Origin of the sequence: Pseudotabrizicola sp. L79, from assembly GCF_036553525.1 — a bacterium.
Classification (GTDB): domain Bacteria; phylum Pseudomonadota; class Alphaproteobacteria; order Rhodobacterales; family Rhodobacteraceae; genus Pseudotabrizicola.
This window is the reverse complement of the sequence record NZ_JAZHDA010000040.1, coordinates 118061-136627: the sequence shown is the minus strand read 5'-3', so window position 1 is coordinate 136627 and position 18567 is coordinate 118061. Positions and strand designations below refer to the sequence as shown.

Genomic DNA, 18567 nt, shown 5'->3' with positions numbered 1-18567 from the left:
GGCCGGCCTCATGCGGACCGGCCCTTTCTGTCTTACGCCCGCATCAGTTCGGCTGGGCTTGGGCCGCTTGCGCCTGCTGACGGCGGGCCAGTTCCTGCCGATACAGTGACAGGTAATCCACCGTATCCACATTCAACGGCGGGAAACCACCGTCGCGCGTCACATCACTGATGATGCGGCGGATAAAGGGGAACAACAGACGCGGGCATTCGATCAGCAAAAAAGGATGCAGTTGCTCTTCCGGCACGCCCTCTACATGGAAGATACCGCCGTAATCCACCTCCAGCAGAAACAACATTTCGCCATTGGCTTTGTTCTTCGAGGTGACTTTGAATTTTTGAATCACCTCAAACTGATGGTCCTGCGACCGCTTGCGCGCGTCAAGGCTAACCGCGACCTGGATGTCAGGCTGCACCTCGCCACCGGTCAACCCCTTTTGGGCTACCATGTTCTCAAACGACATGTCCCGAATAAACTGGGCAAGCACGTTCATCTTCACCTGCGGCTGGGCCTGCGGCGTCGTCCCATTTTCCTCGGCCATTGGGTCTCTCCCTGAAATAACTTCGGACGTGTTCCTAGCAGGAGTTCCCGCTGGCCTCAATGCCGCGTCCAGCCTGACGGCCCGGATGATGGCCGATTTCGCGGGGGCGTTTCGTCCATCTCATAAAACTCGCCATCAATCACCGTGCCTTGGCCGGTTCGCGGCCCAGTGGGGCGGTCTTCCATGCCCAGATCGTCAGCCATGCCAAAGGTTTGAATCTTTACCCTTTCACCCACCCAGCCAATCACGGCGGCACGAATGGCGGGCACCATCAGCAAAAAACCGATGGTATCGGTAAAAAAGCCCGGCGTCAGCAACAGCAGCCCAGCCACAACGATCAGTGCCCCATGGGCCAAGGGCGAAAGGGGGTTTTGCAATTGCCCCATATCGCCACGCAATTCCGCCAAGACCCGCATGCCCTGCCAACGCATCAAGGCTGTTCCGATGATGCCTGTCAGCAGCACCAGTGCCAGCGTTGGCCACAGCGTCAGCCAGCCGCCAACGGTGATGAACAGGCTGATTTCAATCAGCGGAACAATCAAGAACAGGGCAAAAAGCCACATGATCACCTCCTAAAGGTGGGAAACGTGGGGCATCAGGTTTACAGGCCCCACCCTCAGCCCTACATAAGGTTCGATGGTCCAAGTTACCAACCCCTTTGCCGGGCGGAACCCCGTCAGGCGCAATATTGAGGTTCTCGATGAACTCTTCCTTGATCCAGCTTCTGGTCCTTGCCGGGGTCGCGATCTTTCTGATCCTGAAATTGCGTTCGGTGCTGGGCACCCGCGATGGTTTTGAAAAACCCCCGGTCCCGCTTGAAGATGTCCGCCCCCGCGCGCGCCGTGACTTTGAGGTGATCGACGGCGGCCCTGATCGTGATATCACTGATCACGCCCCCGATGGATCTGAAACCGCCAAGGCACTGGCTGCCATGAAACTGGTCGAGCCGGGTTTTTCGGTGAATACCTTTTTGCAAGGCGCGCGCGGCGCCTATGAGATGATCCTGATGGCGTTCGAGCGCGGTGAAATCGACGAAATCCGCGAATTTCTGGATGATGAAATCGAAGCCGCCTTTGTGCAGGTGATCAATGCCCGCGAAGAACAGGGTCTGACGATCTCGGCCAAGTTCATCGGCCTGAAAGAGCTGTCCCTGGTCGAGGCCACCTTTGATCGCGACACCAAGCGTGCCGAAGTCACGGTGCGCTATGTGGGTGAACTTACCTCGGCCGTGCGGAACAAGGCGGGTGAAATCATCGAAGGGTCGGAAAAAGAGATCAAGCGTCAGCGCGACGTCTGGACCTTTGGGCGGACCATGGGTGCCGCAGATCCGAACTGGCAACTGGTCGCAACCGGCGAATGATGGGGCAGGGGGCGTGCGCGCAGTCACTTTCCCCGCCCTTGCCCTTGCGGCGGCCTTGATGGCCGCCGTTCCTGTTCCTGCCCAAGTCCTCAGCTTTGCCGATCTTCAAGGCTGGGACAGTGACGATCACCGCGCGGCCTTGACCACCTTTCGCACCACCTGCGATCAGCTGGACACGGCCGATTGGCGGCCCCTGTGCGCCCTGGCAGCAGATGCTGTGGGCAGTGATGCCGCGGCCCGGCAATTCTTTGAACTGTTCTTTCGTCCGGTGGTTGTCGGCACGCCCCCGGCATTGTTCACGGGCTATTATGAACCCGAACTTGCGGGTTCCTTGACCCGGACGCCCCGCTTTGCCTATCCGCTTTACGCCAAACCGCCTGAACTGACGGAAGACCAGCTTTGGCATCCTCGCTCGGTGATCGAGGGCGGCATCTTGCGCGGGCGTGGGTTGGAACTTGTCTGGCTGGATGATCCGGTCGAGGTTTATTTTCTGCAAGTCCAAGGCTCGGGCCGTATTCGTTTGCCCGATGGCCGGATCATTCGGGTGGGCTATGGAGGCAAGAACGGCCATCCCTATCGCTCTATCGGTCAAGAACTGCTGCGCCGTGGGGCGTCCATGTCGGATGTGTCGGCGCAAGATATCAAGGCCTGGGTGCGCGCCAACCCTGCTGCGGGGCGAGAGTTGTTGAATTCCAACCCGTCGTTCGTGTTTTTCCGCAAATTGGCCGATCTTCCTGCCGAAAGTGGCCCCATCGGCGCCATGGGCCGGTCGATCACCACATTGCGTTCGGTTGCCATTGACCCGGCCTTTACCCCGCTTGGCGCACCAGTCTGGATTGAGAAAGACGGCCGCGACCCGATCCGCCGTCTTATGGTGGCGCAAGATACGGGCGGCGCCATAAAGGGCCCGCAGCGCGCCGATATCTTTTACGGCACAGGCTGGGATGCGGGTGAGGCGGCAGGCCGGATCAAGGACGGTGGGCGCATGGTCATGCTGCTGCCTATTGACCGGGCCTATGCTATGCTGCCCGACAGCTAGGAACGGGGCTGATGGCGCGTCATCGCAAGTTACGTCCTGAAGAAGAGGAAATCTGGCAAGCCGTCGCCCGGACGGCCCGGCCCATGCACGCGCCTGAACGCATGATCCTGCCCGGAGAGGCCGACACCCCACCCGTGGCGCCAAACCCGTTTCATCCGAAAGAGCCAGCGCAGCGCCCCGTGCTGCCGCCCTTTCGTCTGGGTGAAAAGACCCGCGGCAAGCCCGCTCATGACCTTGCCCCCACGATCAGGCAAACGCTGGCCGCCGCTCCGGTGCAGATGGATGCCAAAGCCTATGGCAAGATGACCCGTGGCAAACTGGTGCCAGAGGCCCGCATCGATCTGCACGGCATGACCTTGGCCGAGGCGCATCCCGAACTGATCGGCTTTATCCTGAACGCACAGTCCATGGGCCTGCGTCTGGTGCTGGTGATTACGGGCAAGGGCAAACTGAAGGCCGATCATGGCCCCATTCCCCAACGCGTGGGCGCGCTGCGCCATCAGGTGCCGCAATGGCTGCGCTTGCCCCCTGTTGGCCCGTCAGTGTTACAGATTTCAGAGGCGCATCTGAAACATGGTGGATCGGGCGCCTATTATGTTTACCTCAGGAAATTGCGCTGATCAGGCTTTCTAAAGCCGCCGCCCGCTTGGCAGGGCCGCGGTGTGGCAGCGCGCCATCCCCGGTGGAAATCATGGGCTGACACTGGGGTCAGCGTGCGGTGCCCACATCGGCCACAGGGCGCAGAATGATTTGTGTGGCGTTTTGCACGGTCAGCACTGCGCCCGGCAACAGACCCGTGCGGGCGGCGCGATCAGCGATCAATGCGGCATCGACCGAGGCAATCTGCTGCAACAAGGCCAACAGGGCGGGGGAGTCGCCCACATCAAAATGGCCAGCCCCTTTGGCAAAGGCGGCCGTGTCCAGAAAGGTGACCGGAAGATCTGCCACCTGCGACAGGTCAGTCAAGGTGCCCAGCCGGCTGGTCTGCCCTGACAGCCGTGCCGAAAGTTGCAGCACCCGGTCGCGGCGTGAGGTGAAGACCACAAAGGGCTGCGGCAGCTTGTCGATCGCCAGAGCCTGGGCCCGGAACACATCCACATCGATATCGGGGGAAATCAGCACCACTCCCTTGACGCGGTTCAGCACACGGTCTGATCCGCGGATGGCCAGTTGGCGCAGGGTTTCCATGGTCAGCGCACTGCCCATAGAGTGGGAAACGATGATGATACGCCGCGCCCCGGCTGCGGTGATTTCTTGCATCAGCTGTTCCAACCCATCGCGGGCAAACAGGGCCGAGTCGCGATCATGGGCATAGCCCAGCGGTTCTGCAGCCGACGGCCACGAATAATGAACAACGGCGCCCGGCAATTGCAGATCATGCGCCATTTGCGCAATGCGATAGGTGCCTTCGGCAAATGTGTTGTTGAAGCCGTGGACAAAGATCAGCGCCTCGCCCTGGTTGCGCGCCAGATCTTGCGCCAGATCGGCGCGAAAGGCAGCGCGGGCGGGGAAATCGGCCACGCGCGTCGTTACGAACTGCTTTTGCGGGTCTGCCTTGCCCGACCGGGGCGGCCAGGCGATTTCGCCAGGCTGCCGATCTGGGGGGACCGAGATGTCATAGCGCGCAAAGGACAGATGGTCTGCCCGATGGCCATCAAAGCTGCCATCAGCGGATCGCCCGCGCGTGGTGCCGATATAGACCGGGTGCACTGTGCCGATGGCTGCGGCTTCGGGCGCCATGACGATGGCGCCGCGCGGGGTGCAGGCCGTCAGCAGCGTGATCACTAGGATAAGATGAACTCGCCGCATCGCGCCCCGCCCCCGCAATCTCTCTTGGTTTTGACAGAGATGGCCTCGCTTCAAAACCCCTTACAGCACATAGCGCGACAGATCGGCAGATCGGGAAAGCTGGCCAAGGTTCTTCTCGACAAAGTCGGCATCCACGGTCACCACCTCGCCGGCGCGGTCGGGGGCGGTAAAGCTCAGCTCCTCGAAGACCCGCTCCAGAACGGTGTAAAGCCGCCGTGCCCCAATGTTTTCAACCGAGCCATTCACATCGGCGGCAATCCGCGCTAGAGCTTCGATGCCATCGGGGGTGAAATCAACCGTCACCTGCTCTGTCGCCATCAGCGCCCTGTATTGGCGCGTCAGTGCATTGTCGGTTTCCGTCAGGATGCGAATGAAATCGCCTTCGGTCAGCGCGCGCAATTCAACGCGAATGGGCAGGCGGCCCTGCAATTCCGGCAACAGATCCGACGGTTTTGCCACATGAAACGCGCCGCTGGCGATGAACAGGATATGATCGGTTTTCACCGAGCCATATTTGGTTGAAACCGTTGTGCCTTCGATCAGTGGCAGCAGATCGCGCTGCACGCCTTCGCGGCTGACATCTGCGCCACGGGCATCGGCGCGGGCGCAGATCTTGTCGATTTCGTCCAGAAACACGATGCCACTGTCTTGCACTGCGGCCAGGGCAGTCTGCTTGATCGTGTCATCATCCAGCAGTTTGTCGGCCTCTTGCCCGATCAGCAGATCATAGCTTTCGGCCACAGTCACCTTTTTTCGCACAGTTCGCCCGCCAAAGGCCTTGAACAGATCTTGCAGGCCCTGCATCTGCATTTCCATGCCATTGCCGCCGCCCATCATCGGCATCGGGCTGCTGGTATCTTGCAATTCCAACTCGATCACCGTGTCGTCCAATTCGCCCCGGCGCAGCTTGCCGCGAAACAGGTCGCGCGTTTGCTCGCGCGCGTCCTTGCCAGCCAAAGCCTCGATCACCCGGTCTTCGGCCGCCTTTTGTGCGCGGGCCTTCACCTCGTCGCGCATCCGTTCGCGCACTTCGATCATTGCCGCATCTACCAGATCGCGAATGATGCTTTCGACATCGCGGCCAACATACCCCACTTCGGTGAATTTCGTCGCCTCAACTTTCAGAAACGGCGCCTTTGCCAGCTTGGCCAGACGGCGGCTGATTTCGGTCTTGCCCACCCCGGTTGGCCCAATCATCAGAATGTTCTTGGGATACACCTCATCCCGAAGATCGTCGCCCAGTTGCTTGCGCCGCCAACGGTTACGCAACGCCACGGCCACGGCCCGTTTCGCCTCGGCTTGTCCGATGATGAAACGGTCAAGCTCGGATACAATTTCACGCGGGGTCAGGTCGGTCATGCTTTGTGTCCATATGGGGGAAGACGATCCTTGCCGGCGAAATTGGGCAAGGCATTCATGATGGCGTTGCGCAGCCTGTCCCACTGGGCACCCAGCAGAACCAGCCCAAGGCCAAGAAAGACGACAACAAGGGCAGATCCGTCAAACAATGTGAAGATCAGCCAGATTGCATAGCCGGCCCCCGACACAAGAAACGACCGCCGGTCGATCACGATGGCCACCACCGCCAAGGCCAACAAAACCGCCAGCAGCGCCAGTTGACCGGCCTGCCCATGATCCAGCAGCCGCAGGGCAATGGTGTTGATGATGGCGGGCGCGGCCATCACATGCAGCCAGAAACCAGTGGTCGAGCGTGTTGAAACCCGGTGCGGGTCGCTCATGTCAAAGCGCATCGCCAATGCAAAGCAGGCCAGCCCAAAGGCAAAAGACAGCGCCGCCACGGGGCCTTCTTTCGACAGATGCAACAGCCCAAGCGTATCGCCGGGAATAACCCCGCGCCCGGCCAGTATCGACCAAAGCGCCGCAAAGACAGACCCGGCGATGATGGCGGCATCAAAGGGCACCCGGAACACCCGGTAATGCCCCACCATGACTGCTGCAATCACCGCCCAATGCACCACTAGCGCGGCAAAGCCGTGCAAACCCGCCAGATCGGCCAAGGCCCTGCCCAACAAGCCCGCCGTCACGGCGAACATGATCGCCAAAGCGATAGAGGGCGCAATCATCCGCCGCGTGATGGTGAAATAGCGCTGCGTCAGCCAAAGTCCGGCCAAGGTGCCCAGGGCAATCAGCACCGTATCGGCACCAATGGGGGAAATGAACTCGGCCCCCAGCAGAATGCTGACACCCATCCAGCCTGTGAACAGGATTGTCAGGCCAATCACGATGAAAATCTCGTTAAAGCCTTTGAACAGGACAAAGGGTTCTTCCCCGGGTTCGACCCGTTCTCTTGCCTGCATCCGCGCATCGGCCAAGGCAGCCAGCCCTGCGGCCTGCGCTTCGGTGATCAGGCCGCGCTGCACGGCGGCCCGCAGATCCTTGTCTTCGATCATGGTGCTGAAATCTTTTCGACCGTCAGATTGCCATTGGTGTAAACACAGATGTCGGCTGCAATTGCCATTGCCTTGCGGGCCACGGATTCGGCATCCAGCTCTGTGGTCATCAACCCACGGGCTGCCGCCAAGGCGTAATTTCCGCCCGATCCGATCGCCGCAACGTCATTTTCGGGCTCTAGCACATCGCCCGCGCCAGTCAGCACGAACAGATCGCGGCCATCGGTCACGATCAGCATGGCCTCAAGGTTGCGCAGATATTTGTCCATCCGCCAATCCTTTGCCAGATCAACACAGGCCCGCGCCAACTGCCCCGGTGCGGCCTCTAGCTTCTTTTCCAGCCGTTCCAGCAGGGTAAAGGCATCTGCCGTTGATCCGGCAAAGCCGCAGACCACATCATGCCCGCCTGGCCTGATCCGCCGCACTTTGCGGGCAGTGCCCTTGATCACGGTTTGCCCCAGGCTGACTTGCCCATCACCGGCCACCACAACCTCGCCCCCGCGCCGCACCCCGATAATCGTGGTGCCATGCCAACCGGGAAACTTGTCTTCCGCCATCACACATCCTCCGTGCCTGCCCCCTATATGGACCTGTGGCCCCGCCCGAACAACCCGTCGGCTTGCCGGGGGCAACGCGCCCTGCTACCGATTTGCCATGGCACCGCTGCGACACCTGCGCATCTTTCTTGAGTCCGGCCTGCGCGCCAGTGCGGCGGCCGGAGGTCATAATTTCATCGGAAAAGTCGTATCTGTCATGGCGGCCAACGGCTTTACGACCGAGTTCTGCCTCGATGATGACGCAACCCTGCGGCGCGCTGAGGCCGAGGGGGGCTATACCCTTACCCATATGCGCCCGCCGGTTGGCCTGAACGGCCTCGTTTTCCGGCGTGTCTATCACTATCCGTTCTGGGCGATCGAGCGCAGCGAGCAGCGTTGGAATTGGCATGTGGCCGGCAGCGTTTTCGACCCCGATCAGATCGATTTCGATCAGGCCACCAGTTTTGCCCGCTTTTGGCGGAAAAAGCTGTTCAACAGCGCCCAGCCCAGCACCCGGGGCCAGGGCTTTCTATACATTCCCTTGCAAGGCCGCCTGACCCAGCACCGCAGCTTTCAGACCTGCGCGCCTGTCCAGATGATCCGCGCGGTGCTAGAGGCTGATCCGCGGCCCGTTATTGCCACGCTTCATCCGCGTGAAAGCTATGGCCCGCAAGATCATGCTGCCCTTGCGGCACTGGCGGCCCGCTTTCCGCGCCTGACGGTCACGACAGGTGGCATGGACCACTACCTGCCCGGCTGCGATGCGGTCATCACGCAAAATTCGTCGGTCGCTTTCAACGGCTTTCTTCTGCACAAACCGGCGATCCTGTTTGCCGATATCGACTTTCACCACATTGCCCTGCGCGCCGATGCCGACCCTGTCGCTGCTTTGGCGGAATTGCCGCGGCATCGGCCCTGTTATGATCGTTATCTGTTCTGGTTCTGGCAGGTCATGTCGATCAACGCCGGCCGCCCCGAGGTCGAGGCGCGCATCGCCACCACTTTGCGCCGTTGTGGCTGGCCGCTATGATGGCAGCGCCCCCCACCAAAGCCGCCGCCTTGGCTGAATTGGGTGACGCGCTGGGCGCCGATCTCGCGTTGATCCGGTGCCTGTCGCTGAAACCTGAAAGCGCGGTGTTTCTGGGCCAGATGGCAGGCCAGCCCGTCATCTTGAAACAGTTTTTCCAAGATGCCGAGGCCACCCTGGCCCGTATGCAGGATGAACTTGAATTGGTTTCCACCCAGATGCAGGGCACGCGCCATGCGATCAACCGCGTGCTGCGGGTTTTGCCCGATCTGGGCGTTGCAGTGTTGGAACATGCCGGCGACATGCGGCTGTCGGCTGCACTTGCCGAGGCAGGCGCCCAGCGCCCGGCCCTGATTGCGCAGGCGGGCGAATGGCTGGCCAGTTATATCGGGCCGCGCCACCGCATCGAAAAGTTCCGCCCCCGTCGTTGGATCGCAGATCTGCCCCAGCCCAGCTTGGGCGGCGCGCTGGGGCATCGCGTTGCCATGGCGTTTTCACACCGGGCCCGCGCCTTGCAGGGGGCCAGCTTTACCCGTGCCGCCACCCATGGCGATTTCGTGCCTGTGAATGCCATGTGGCGCGATGGCCAGATCATCGGAATCGATGTGCAAGGACAGGCTTGGTTGCCACTGGCGCGTGATCTCGCGCGATTTTTGGTCTGGCTGCACCTGACCAGCCCAACCCCAGGCCCGCTGTACCACGGAATTGCCAAAGCTGATCTGACGGCGATGCTGACAGCGCCCCTGTTGCCGCAAGACGAGGTGCAGACAATCTTGCCGTTTTTTATCGGTCAGCAACTGCTGGCTTTGGCAGAAAAGCTGACCGATCCACAGCCCCAGGCGCGCGCAATGCGGGCACTTGAGCACTGGGCAAGAGAGGCTTGAGTCAGATTCCGATCTGTACTGGACTTTTACGAAAAAACCGGGCCATCAGACCCGGTTTTCCCTATATTTCCAGTGGTTAGATCCCGATCTCAGATCGAGGATTGGATCCAGTTTGCCAGCGCCGCCTTTGGGGCCGCGCCCATCTTGTTCGACACAACCTGACCATCCTTGAACAGGAACAGCGCCGGAATGCCGCGCACACCCAGTTGCGCCGGGCTGTCGGGGTTTTCGTCAACATTGACCTTCACGATCTTGACCTTGCCCGCATATTCGCTGGCCAGCTCTTCAAGAGCGGGGCCGATCTGACGGCAAGGGCCACACCATTCGGCCCAGAAATCCACCACAACCGGAATGTCCGACTTGCGAACTTCGGCTTCAAATGTGGCATCGGTGACAGCGATGGTCGCAGCGCCCATGATCATATCTCCTGACAGGAATTGTTGGGGGCAGACGCTAGGCCCCTGAATGGCAGAGGTCAAGATATAGTGGCGCGCCCCAAGGCCGCAGTCACGATATCGGGATCAAGCCGCATCAGTTTGGGTGTTGCGGTCCAAAGAATGGCTGTTTCAATGGCCTTGCCCGGATAAATCTGTTGCAAAACATGGGCATAGGCCGCCATTTGCCGCAAAATGCCTTCGGGTACCTGATGTGGATGGTCGGGCACGACCCGGTTTGATTTGAAATCCACCGCCAGCACGCGATCTGGCATCACCAACAGCCGGTCAATCGCGCCCACGACCCGACGCCCGTTCCACTGCCCCGTTACCGCAACTTCGGCCAGACTGTCGGGGTGAAACAGCGGCGCCAAGGTGGTGTCGGCCAGCACCCCCGCGGCCTCGGCCAGCAGGGCGGCGCTGTCCATGCCTTCAGGCGTGACCGAACGGGCCACATCGGCCCAAATTGCCGGGTCGGTGGCGGGCAGATGTTCCAGCAAACTGTGCAGCGCCGTTCCCCGTGCCTTGGCAATCTCGCCTTCATCCCCCTCTCCCGGCAGGGCCTTGGCGCCCCCCAGATCCGACGGGGACAGCGATGGCAAATCGCGCGGCAGATCGGGCGCAGGCCCCGTCGCCCAGTCGGGCAGGGCCACCAAGTCCGTGGTATCATCCGCCTTTTCGCCCAATCCGGGCCAGACACCGGTTTCATGCCGCACCCGCCCGCCGGGCAAGGCCCCGCCGCCCAGCGCCTGCAACCCGGCCTGCACCTGCAAATACCAGCACCATTCGGCCCGTGGCTTTGCGCCTTTGCTGGTGTCTGTCTTTGCATCACCCGCCCCGGCCACGATCAGCCAACTGCGCGCCCGTGTCAGCGCCACATACAACAGGCGCAGGCTTTCTTCATGGGTCTTTTGCTTGCGGGCCTGTGCAATCGTGGCAATCTCATCGGGCTTTTGGTCACCCGATGGCTTCCACAGCGCCATGCGATCTTCGGCCAGATAGACCTGGGCGCGGTCGCGATTGGCGCGGTCTGTGGTATCGGGCAGTATGACGATATTCGCCTCTAGCCCCTTGGCGCCATGCACCGTCATAACGCGGATGCTGTCGCCCTCGCCGCCCAACTGGCGTTTGACCTCAACCTCATCACCCTCCAGCCAGACCAGAAAGCCGGTCAGACTGGGCACATCGGTTTGCTCGTAGACAAGGGCCTGTGTCAGCAATTCATCAATGCCATCTTCGGCCTCGGGGCCAAGACGCGTCAGCAACCGCTCGCGTCCATTGTGCTGGGTCAGAACGCGCTCCAGCAACTCATAGGGGCGCAAGAAATCGGTCGTGTTGCGCAGATCGTTCAAAACGGCCAAGGTCTCGGCCTCGGCACTGCTGCGCAACGCCTCCCATAAAAAGCCTTTGCGGGGGCGCGCCAGCCGGTAAAGCTGATCTTCTGTCCAGCCAAACAGGGGCGAGCGCAGGGCCGTGGCCAGCGACAGGTCATCTTCAGGCGTGGCCAGAAAGGCCAAAAGCGCCTTCAAATCCTTGACCGCCAGTTCTTCGCCCAGCTTTAACCTGTCAGCCCCGGCAATTGCCAAGCCGCGCTGTTTGCAGGCCCGGATGATCTGCGAAAACAGTTCCGCCCGCCGCTGCACCAAGATCAGGAAATCGCCATAGCGCACGGGCCGGGTTTGCTGGCGTTCGTCGACAATCTGCACTCCGCTATCGACCATCGCCTTGATTTCGTCGGCAATCTGCTGTGCCAACTGCACGGAATGGTGATCTTCCGATATCAGATCAACCGGGTCCCAGCCATTTTCATCCTTGGTCTTGTCGGCCTTGGGAATCAATGGCCACAGATCAACCCGACCGGGCAGGGCATCGAAAAAGGCCAGGTGGCGGGGCGCCGCCCCAAGGGCCGACGGGAAGGCATCGCCAAAGGTGGCATCCACCACCTGCAAAACCGCGCGCGCCGAACGAAAGCTGTAGTCGAGCGACCGATCCTGCATCGGCTGGCCCACCTCGGCGAATTTTGCGCCGAAATCGCCGTGCTTGGCATCAAAGGCAGAAAGATCAGCGCCCTGAAATGAATAGATCGACTGCTTTTTGTCGCCCACCACGAACAGGGTGCGCGCCTCGGCCCTCGCCCCGGCGCCAGCGGTGAACTCGGCAGCCAGCCTCTCGACCACCTCCCATTGCTGGGGAGAGGTGTCTTGCGCCTCATCCACCAGAATATGGTCGATGCCCCCATCCAGCCGGAACAAGACCCAAGCCGCAAGGGCAGGATCATTCAACAACCGCCCGGCCCGGCGGATCAGATCGTCGAAATCCAGCAGGCCCTGTGCTGCTTTGCGCGATTCATATTCGGCCAGAAACAGGCGGGCAAAGCGGTGCAGCGTCAGCATGTGCTGGGCGGCCTGAATCCCCAAACGTCGGGGGCGGGCAGATTCGACGCGCATCATCAATTGATGAAGTCGATCAAGATCGTCACCCATGGCCTGACGCACAGCCTTGCTGGAATAAGCGTCGATCTTGGCCGCATAGGGCCCGGCCTTGGCGCTTTCGCCAAACAACAGCATCGACTCCAGCTCTTGCAGGGCACGTTCATCGGGGGATGTCAGATCTAGTGCGCGAAACCGGGCCGCGTGCTTCTGGTCAGAACTGCTGCCACCCTCCAGCACCAGCGATACCCGGGCCAACAGGTCGGCTTCAGCCCCCAGAAAGACATCGGCCAAAAGATGCGCAGGACTGTCATCTGGGGGCAGACCAAAGCGGGCAAAGGCCTGATCGCGCGATAACGGTTCGGCAAAGGCAGGCGCATTGCTGCAGATTTCGACCACCAGCGACTCGATCCCCTCGGCGGGGTAGAGGCTGGCAATTTCGGCCACGGCATCAGGGGCCAGTCGGTCGGCCATGTCTTGCAAAATGTCATCGCGCAGCGCGCGGGCGGTGCGATCATCCATCTCGGCAAAGCCGGGGGAAACGCCGGCCTCAAGCGGGTAGCGGCGCAACAGCGTGGCGCAGAACGAATGGATGGTCTGAATGCGCAAACCCCCCGGCGTTTCAATGGCGCGGGCAAACAACTGCCGGGCCAAGGCCAGCCGGTCGGGCGACAAATCCGCGCCTTCGCCCAACTCGGCCAGATCTTCGCGCAGGGCTGCATCTGGTTTCATCGCCCAGACGCCCAACCGCTTGAACAGGCGGTTCTGCATCTCGGTCGCGGCGGCCTTGGTATAGGTCAGGCACAGAATGTGCTGAGGTTGCACACCATTCAGCAGCAAGCGCGCCACCCGGTCGGTCAGAACGCGGGTCTTGCCTGATCCGGCATTGGCCGACAGCCAGGTTGAAACATCGGGCCGGGCGGCGGCGATCTGGGCAAGGCTTGCGTCATGCAGCTGTGTCATAGGTCACCCCCAAGATTTTCGGGCCCAACATCTTCGGGCCCAACATCTTCGGGCACTGAGGCATCGGTCATTTCCCATTCGCCAAACCGGGCCAGATGGTCGAAATCGCCTTTGCTCTGCTCGGTCTGCACTGCCCGCCGCGCGATATATCCCTGCCCATGCGTCATGTAAGATCGGATCAGCCGCATCAGCCCGTCACGCGTTTCGGTCAGGCTTGCCTCGGTAACGGGCATGCTGGTCAGCTTTCCGTCACCCGCCAACCCGATATAGCTGATCCGTGAAACGGTCTGCGGGCCAAGACCACCAAATCCACCTGCCTCGGCCAAAAGGGCGGCAAGGTGCAACTGCTTGGCGTAAGAGGCAATCTGTGCGGCAGAGGGTGGCGTGCCGGTCTTGTAATCCATCAGATGCAGCGTGCCGTCCTCTAGCCGGTCGATCCGGTCAGGCGTGCCGAACAGGCGAAAGCCAAGCTCTTGCAAGATCAGCTCACCCTTTGTCTCCAGCCGCAGGGTGGTGCCGCCTTGGTCTGCATCGACATCAAGGAAGTGATCTGCCGCGCGCCGCATGCGCGCCGCCCACAAGATCCGCTCGGCGGGCCAAGGCACTTCGGCGGCCAGAACGTCCTGGGTCAGCGCCAAAAGACGTGTGCGCGCCGCATCGCGGGTTTCGCCTTCGGGGCGGTCGCGAACAAAGCGTTCCAGAACCTCGTGAATAACGATACCCCGGTCGCGCGCCTCGGGCATCGGTTTCAGGCTGTTCATCGGGTCCAGCCGCAGGATCTTGCTGGCATAGATGGCATAGGGGTCGCGGATCAGCAGTTCGACCCGCGTCAATGACAGTTCTTTGGGCCGATGCGCCACCGGGGGGCGTGGGGCCGGACGTTTGGCGGGGCGCAGGGCTGGGCCGGGGTTGCGCTGCGGCCGATCCACGGCGGACGCCCAATTCAGCCAGGTCTGGCCGCGTGCGCGCATCTCTGCCAAGGCCTGCGGCCCCTGTCGGTCGGGCAGCCCCGACACCAGATTGACCAACCGGTTCACCCAGCGCGAGGGCACTGTCTCGGCTTCGGCGTTGCGCAGGGCGCGCGACAGCACAACCTCAGGCGCCGCAATGGCCTGTTGGAAATCATGGGCTGCAAGGCCGATCCGGCGTTCAGGCAGCAACAACCCGGCTTGTTGGCGCATTTTGCGGTTCAGCCAAGGGTCGGCGGGTGGCAGGGCAGGCCAGATGCCGTCATTCAGCCCCGCCAACAGAACCAGATCCGCGCCTTGCACGCGGGCCTCGATCGTTCCCCAGATGCTGATCGTGGGGTGGGCCACCACGGCATCGCGCACCTCGCGGCTTGAAATCAGATCATCAAAGAGATCACGGAATTCGCCCGCCGTCAGATCACCCCCATGCTCGGCCTCGGTCTCCAACTCTGTCAGAAAGGCTTGGGCCTCTTTGCCAGCGGCTTTGTCCCACAGGCCGCCGGTTCCTTCGGCAGCAGGGCCACGGGCCAGCCGTTCGGCCATTTGGCGCAATCGGCGCACATGAGCGGCCAAAGGCAGACGCCCCGTCGTTGCCAGGCCATCAATCGCACCGGCCAAGGCTGTGGCCCAACCCAAGGCCAGGTCGCCCTTTTGGCTGCCGCCCCAAGCCAGCAGATCGGCGCCGGTTGGAAAGACCGGCCCCTTGCTGCGCAACCGCAGTTCCAGATTGCGGGTCAGCAACAGATGATCCCCCCGCGCGATGGCCGAGGCGGTCAACGGGTGTTTCAACAGGGCCAACAACCGGTCTGATGCAAGACGCTGGCAAAAAAGCCGGGTGATCTGGCGCAGGAACCGGCCCGGAGGGGATTGGTTCAAGGGCACCCCGGCACTGTCATCAGGCAACACACCCCAACGCGCCAAGGCCGCCGTCACCTGACGGGTCAGCGATCGGTCGGGCGAAATCAATGCGGCTTTGCGCCCAGAGTTAGCCGCCTGCCGCAAGATCAGCGCCAGCGCCAGCGCTTCTTGCCGTGGGGTCTTGGCCTCGATCAACGTCAAGTCGCGCAGGGCCTGGGGCAGGGGGGGCAGGTCTTGCCCCTCGACCAGCCACTGGTCTGTCACCGGGGCGGGCCGCAATGCCAAAGAGATCACGCGATTACGTTCTGGGCTAGGCGGTTGCTCGGCCGTCCAGGCGCTGATCTGGCTGGGATGCAGCCCCATCATATCGGCAAAGCGGCGAAAGCGGAATTGGGGGTGATCCTCTGATGTCAGGGCGTCGTCCAGCCTGTCCCAGACCGGGCTTGGCATCGTCATGTCGACACCCGGCAAGATCACGGCGCCTTGGGGCAATCGTGCGACGGCCTGCATGAACAGGGCAGTGGTGCCGCGCGATCCGGTAGATCCGGCCACGATCACCGGGTCAGCGGCCGGGGCCATAGCCCAAAGCCCGGCCAGATGCTGGGCCAGCAAACGCTGGCGGCCTGAACTGTCGGGCTGATCTGGGTTGGCAAAGAAGGGGGCCACGATCATCAGGAACTGACGGGTGCGTTCCCAATGGGCTGAAAAGTCAGCCACATCCAGATCGGCGATCCGGTCAGGGCTGACACCTTCAACCTGCATCTCTGCCAACAGGTCAGACAGGCTTTGCGCCAAATCTGCAATGGCGGCCCGGGGGGCCAGATCGGGTTCCTTGTCCAACAGACGGGCAATCAAAACCGTCAGTTGCAATTTTCGCCGCAAGGCGGGCACCGCCGGGGGCAGGCCGGGCAGGATGAAATCGGCACCCAGATCAGTGACCAGCCGCAGCCGAGGCAGGATGCCCGGCCCGCTGGCGGCCATCAGGTCACGCACCCGGCGCTGCATACGGGCGCTGTTCAGATACAGGGTAACGCGCCCCATCGCCTGTGGTGGCTGGCCTGCCATGCGGGCGCGCAGGCCATCGACAAGGGCGCGCGGAAAATCGACACCCGGCGGCAGGCCAAAAACGCGTGACATATCAGCGGTAAACATCGGCTTTCCTTAGTATGTCTTCGGCCTCGGCAATGCCACCGGGGTGGCCGACATCGCACCAATCACCTTGATGGATCACCCCAAAGGCCCGTCCGGCGGCCATGGCGCGGGTCCAGGGGCCGTGTAGCGAAAAGGCCTTTTCCGTCTCGGCAGCCAGAATATCTGGGTTCAGGATCTGTGCGCCCAGATACAGCACGCCTTGGCGCCCCTTGGCCCAATCGACCCGCCCCTCTGGCCCCAGCACAAAATCGCTGCGCCCGGTGGCGCTGCGGGCCACATTGGCGGGCAACAGCAGGAACAGAACGTCCATGCGCGCGCCATCCCAAGCATGCAAAAGCTGGGTCAACGGGTTTTGGCCTGTCCAGACGGCATCTGTGTTCAAAGTGGCCACTGGCCCCGGCCCCAACAGTGGCAGGGCCTGCCGCAGGCCGCCGCCGGTATCCAGAATCTGGCCCGCCTCGACCGACACCGCAACATCAGTGCCTTGCAGATGCTGAACGATCTGGTCGGCAAGATAATGCGCATTGGCCACCTGCCGCGTCAGGCCTGCCTCTGCACCCACCTGTCGGGCATGGTCAATCAGCGCCCGGCCTGCGACGGGGATCAGCGGCTTGGGCTGTGTGGCCGTTAACGCGCCCATCCGGGTGCCAAAGCCAGCGGCAAACAGCATCAGCGAGGGTTTGTGGCGCATTGGTCTTTGATCCGGTTCAGGGCCTGAGGCGTCGGGGAGGGAAGGGCAGCGTCGCAGATGGGCCTGAGATCGGCCAGCGCCTTATGCGCCAGATTTTGCTGAAGCTGCCCCCAGACACGGGGGATCAGGTCAACATAGCCGGCCTTGCCGGACACAAGGCAAAGCCGGGCGAAGATGCCCAAGATGCGCAGGACCCGCTGTGCACCCAACACGGCAAGCGAAGCCTCTAGTGTTGCGGCCTCAAGGCCCTTGCCCGCCGCAAAATGAAGGGTCATCCGTTGGGCCACAGTGGGCGAGACATCGCGCCGGGCATCTTGCAGCAACGAGACCAGATCATACCCGGGCTGACCCAGTTGGGCGAGTTGGAAATCAAGCAGGCCAACGCGCGCCACCCCGGTTCTGTCGGGCAGATCAAGCAGGTTTTCAGCGTGATAGTCGCGTAAGATCAGCACCCTTGGCCCATCGGCATGGCGGTGCAGGGCCTGGGCCAACGCATCGACAAAGGCCGGGCGCTGCACCGGATTTGTGCCGGTAATCGCGCGGGCATACCAATCCAGTGCAAAGGCGGCAGCCTCGGCCCAGTCGGCTGCGGAAAGGTTGGGTAGATGGGCCGGGGGGGCATGGTCTTGCAGATGCAACAGCACATCGGTGGCCCCGGTATATAGCCGTGACTCGTGCTGCGGGGCGGTGCGCAATTCGCGGGCGAACAGGGCATCGCCCAGATCTTCGATCAACAAAAAGCCATTCGGTACATCGCTGGCAAGGATCTGGGGCGCTGACAGCCCAATGCCCCGCAGATGCGCTGCGATGCGCAGAAAATCAGCCGGATCATCGCCACGGCCGGGCGGCGCATCCATCAGCACGGCGGTTTCGTGGCCTTGGCGCAGCCTGTCATAACTGCGGTCAGAGGCATCGCCCGCCAGAAAGTGGCGCTGGGCTGTGCCCCAGCCTGCATGATCAAGAAAGGTTTGGGCCAGCGCCTTGCGGTTTGTCATGCGCGCCATCCGTGCAAGATTTCGGCAAGGGCCGGGCGGTTGGCAAAGCGGATCTTGGCCTGCCGCCCGAACCCATCATAGGCCAAATCAACGCGTATGGCATCCTTGGGTGTCAGGTCGCCCAGTCGGTCGGGCCACTCGATCAGCGAGATGGCCGAGGAGAAGGCCTCATCCAGACCCAGCTCTATAACCTCGTCGGGGTGTGACAGCCGGTAAAGATCAGCATGCCACACGTCGCCGTCCGGGGCATCATAGGTTTGCACAAGGGTAAAAGTTGGCGAGGGCACATCCTCGGCCCGGCCCAGCCTTGCTTGAATGATTGCCCGTGCCAGATGCGATTTTCCGGCCCCAAGGGTGCCTGTCAACAAAAGGCAATCGCCGGGAGACAAGGCGCCTGCGATGGCATGGCCCAGATCGGTGGTGCTTTCCGGCGTGGGGAGGGCAAGGCAAAATGAATGTGGCTGTTTCAT

17 protein-coding genes are annotated in these 18567 nt (G+C 61.9%); 5 read left to right on the top strand and 12 right to left on the bottom strand.

Annotation, left to right across the window (positions count from 1 at the left end; genetic code table 11):
* Window positions 1-43 precede the first annotated feature (43 nt).
* Together secB and V3C85_RS01960 are read right to left on the bottom strand one after the other, a co-directional pair.
* Window positions 44-541, bottom strand: a complete 498-nt coding sequence (gene secB / locus V3C85_RS01965) for a protein-export chaperone SecB (protein WP_331793397.1) — start codon at window positions 539-541, stop codon at window positions 44-46.
* 56 nt (window positions 542-597) lie between these two features.
* Window positions 598-1104, bottom strand: a complete 507-nt coding sequence (locus V3C85_RS01960; protein WP_331793396.1) for an FxsA family protein — start codon at window positions 1102-1104, stop codon at window positions 598-600.
* Window positions 1105-1241: 137 nt separating this feature from the next.
* On the opposite strand from V3C85_RS01960, the gene V3C85_RS01955 reads away from it, so the two are divergent.
* From V3C85_RS01955 to V3C85_RS01945, 3 genes are read left to right on the top strand one after another with little or no spacing between them, the layout of a single operon-like run.
* On the top strand, window positions 1242-1901 hold the full coding sequence (locus V3C85_RS01955) for a Tim44/TimA family putative adaptor protein (protein ID WP_331793395.1): 660 nt from the start codon (window positions 1242-1244) through the stop codon (window positions 1899-1901).
* 58 nt (window positions 1902-1959) lie between these two features.
* A complete protein-coding gene (gene mltA, locus V3C85_RS01950; RefSeq protein WP_445941971.1) occupies window positions 1960-2940 on the top strand; it encodes a murein transglycosylase A in 981 nt (326 codons plus the stop codon).
* 11 nt (window positions 2941-2951) lie between these two features.
* Complete coding sequence (locus V3C85_RS01945) at window positions 2952-3560, top strand: Smr/MutS family protein (protein ID WP_331793393.1); 609 nt, start codon at window positions 2952-2954, stop codon at window positions 3558-3560.
* An 88-nt stretch (window positions 3561-3648) separates the two neighbouring features.
* Here the strand turns inward: V3C85_RS01945 and V3C85_RS01940 are convergent, their stop codons facing one another.
* The 4 genes from V3C85_RS01940 to hslV are packed head-to-tail and all read right to left on the bottom strand — an operon-like array spanning window position 3649 to window position 7717.
* A complete protein-coding gene (locus tag V3C85_RS01940; RefSeq protein ID WP_331793392.1) occupies window positions 3649-4749 on the bottom strand; it encodes an alpha/beta hydrolase in 1101 nt (366 codons plus the stop codon).
* A 60-nt stretch (window positions 4750-4809) separates the two neighbouring features.
* Entirely contained in the window at window positions 4810-6108 is a 1299-nt protein-coding gene (gene hslU, locus V3C85_RS01935) for an ATP-dependent protease ATPase subunit HslU (RefSeq protein WP_331793391.1), read from the bottom strand.
* The gene (locus V3C85_RS01930; protein ID WP_331793390.1) at window positions 6105-7160 is read right to left on the bottom strand and encodes a hypothetical protein; all 1056 of its coding nucleotides are present in this window, start codon (window positions 7158-7160) and stop codon (window positions 6105-6107) included. The genes hslU and V3C85_RS01930 overlap by 4 nt, the downstream gene beginning before the upstream one ends.
* On the bottom strand, window positions 7157-7717 hold the full coding sequence (hslV, locus tag V3C85_RS01925) for an ATP-dependent protease subunit HslV (protein ID WP_331793389.1): 561 nt from the start codon (window positions 7715-7717) through the stop codon (window positions 7157-7159). Before hslV ends, V3C85_RS01930 begins: the two co-directional genes overlap by 4 nt.
* A gap of 97 nt (window positions 7718-7814) precedes the next feature.
* On the opposite strand from hslV, the gene V3C85_RS01920 reads away from it, so the two are divergent.
* Together V3C85_RS01920 and V3C85_RS01915 are read left to right on the top strand one after the other, a co-directional pair.
* Window positions 7815-8726, top strand: coding sequence for a hypothetical protein (locus V3C85_RS01920; RefSeq protein ID WP_331793388.1), 912 nt, complete (start codon window positions 7815-7817; stop codon window positions 8724-8726).
* Window positions 8726-9607 carry a hypothetical protein gene (locus V3C85_RS01915; RefSeq protein WP_331793387.1) on the top strand — a complete coding sequence of 294 codons (882 nt, stop codon included), beginning with the start codon at window positions 8726-8728 and terminating at the stop codon, window positions 9605-9607. Before V3C85_RS01920 ends, V3C85_RS01915 begins: the two co-directional genes overlap by 1 nt.
* Window positions 9608-9696: 89 nt before the next feature.
* Here the strand turns inward: V3C85_RS01915 and trxA are convergent, their stop codons facing one another.
* The 6 genes from trxA to tsaE are packed head-to-tail and all read right to left on the bottom strand — an operon-like array spanning window position 9697 to window position 18567.
* Window positions 9697-10023: a thioredoxin gene (gene trxA / locus V3C85_RS01910; protein ID WP_331793386.1), complete on the bottom strand. Its 327-nt coding sequence runs from the start codon at window positions 10021-10023 to the stop codon at window positions 9697-9699.
* A 59-nt stretch (window positions 10024-10082) separates the two neighbouring features.
* Window positions 10083-13433 carry a double-strand break repair helicase AddA gene (gene addA, locus V3C85_RS01905; RefSeq protein ID WP_331793385.1) on the bottom strand — a complete coding sequence of 1117 codons (3351 nt, stop codon included), beginning with the start codon at window positions 13431-13433 and terminating at the stop codon, window positions 10083-10085.
* Window positions 13430-16411, bottom strand: coding sequence for a double-strand break repair protein AddB (gene addB / locus V3C85_RS01900; RefSeq protein WP_331793384.1), 2982 nt, complete (start codon window positions 16409-16411; stop codon window positions 13430-13432). The genes addA and addB overlap by 4 nt, the downstream gene beginning before the upstream one ends.
* Window positions 16398-17102: a nucleotidyltransferase family protein gene (locus V3C85_RS01895; RefSeq protein ID WP_331793383.1), complete on the bottom strand. Its 705-nt coding sequence runs from the start codon at window positions 17100-17102 to the stop codon at window positions 16398-16400. Before V3C85_RS01895 ends, addB begins: the two co-directional genes overlap by 14 nt.
* The gene (locus tag V3C85_RS01890; RefSeq protein WP_331793382.1) at window positions 17081-18097 is read right to left on the bottom strand and encodes an aminoglycoside phosphotransferase family protein; all 1017 of its coding nucleotides are present in this window, start codon (window positions 18095-18097) and stop codon (window positions 17081-17083) included. Before V3C85_RS01890 ends, V3C85_RS01895 begins: the two co-directional genes overlap by 22 nt.
* A complete protein-coding gene (tsaE, locus tag V3C85_RS01885; protein ID WP_331793381.1) occupies window positions 18094-18567 on the bottom strand; it encodes a tRNA (adenosine(37)-N6)-threonylcarbamoyltransferase complex ATPase subunit type 1 TsaE in 474 nt (157 codons plus the stop codon). The genes V3C85_RS01890 and tsaE overlap by 4 nt, the downstream gene beginning before the upstream one ends.

Coding starts and splice junctions, on each gene's coding strand:
- secB (WP_331793397.1), bottom strand. CDS start 541: ATGGCCGAGGAAAATGGGACGACGCCGCAGGCCCAGCCGCAGGTGAAG.
- V3C85_RS01960 (WP_331793396.1), bottom strand. CDS start 1,104: ATGTGGCTTTTTGCCCTGTTCTTGATTGTTCCGCTGATTGAAATCAGC.
- V3C85_RS01955 (WP_331793395.1), top strand. CDS start 1,242: ATGAACTCTTCCTTGATCCAGCTTCTGGTCCTTGCCGGGGTCGCGATC.
- mltA (WP_445941971.1), top strand. CDS start 1,960: ATGGCCGCCGTTCCTGTTCCTGCCCAAGTCCTCAGCTTTGCCGATCTT.
- V3C85_RS01945 (WP_331793393.1), top strand. CDS start 2,952: ATGGCGCGTCATCGCAAGTTACGTCCTGAAGAAGAGGAAATCTGGCAA.
- V3C85_RS01940 (WP_331793392.1), bottom strand. CDS start 4,749: ATGCGGCGAGTTCATCTTATCCTAGTGATCACGCTGCTGACGGCCTGC.
- hslU (WP_331793391.1), bottom strand. CDS start 6,108: ATGACCGACCTGACCCCGCGTGAAATTGTATCCGAGCTTGACCGTTTC.
- V3C85_RS01930 (WP_331793390.1), bottom strand. CDS start 7,160: ATGATCGAAGACAAGGATCTGCGGGCCGCCGTGCAGCGCGGCCTGATC.
- hslV (WP_331793389.1), bottom strand. CDS start 7,717: ATGGCGGAAGACAAGTTTCCCGGTTGGCATGGCACCACGATTATCGGG.
- V3C85_RS01920 (WP_331793388.1), top strand. CDS start 7,815: ATGGCACCGCTGCGACACCTGCGCATCTTTCTTGAGTCCGGCCTGCGC.
- V3C85_RS01915 (WP_331793387.1), top strand. CDS start 8,726: ATGGCAGCGCCCCCCACCAAAGCCGCCGCCTTGGCTGAATTGGGTGAC.
- trxA (WP_331793386.1), bottom strand. CDS start 10,023: ATGGGCGCTGCGACCATCGCTGTCACCGATGCCACATTTGAAGCCGAA.
- addA (WP_331793385.1), bottom strand. CDS start 13,433: ATGACACAGCTGCATGACGCAAGCCTTGCCCAGATCGCCGCCGCCCGG.
- addB (WP_331793384.1), bottom strand. CDS start 16,411: ATGTTTACCGCTGATATGTCACGCGTTTTTGGCCTGCCGCCGGGTGTC.
- V3C85_RS01895 (WP_331793383.1), bottom strand. CDS start 17,102: ATGCGCCACAAACCCTCGCTGATGCTGTTTGCCGCTGGCTTTGGCACC.
- V3C85_RS01890 (WP_331793382.1), bottom strand. CDS start 18,097: ATGACAAACCGCAAGGCGCTGGCCCAAACCTTTCTTGATCATGCAGGC.
- tsaE (WP_331793381.1), bottom strand. CDS start 18,567: ATGAAACAGCCACATTCATTTTGCCTTGCCCTCCCCACGCCGGAAAGC.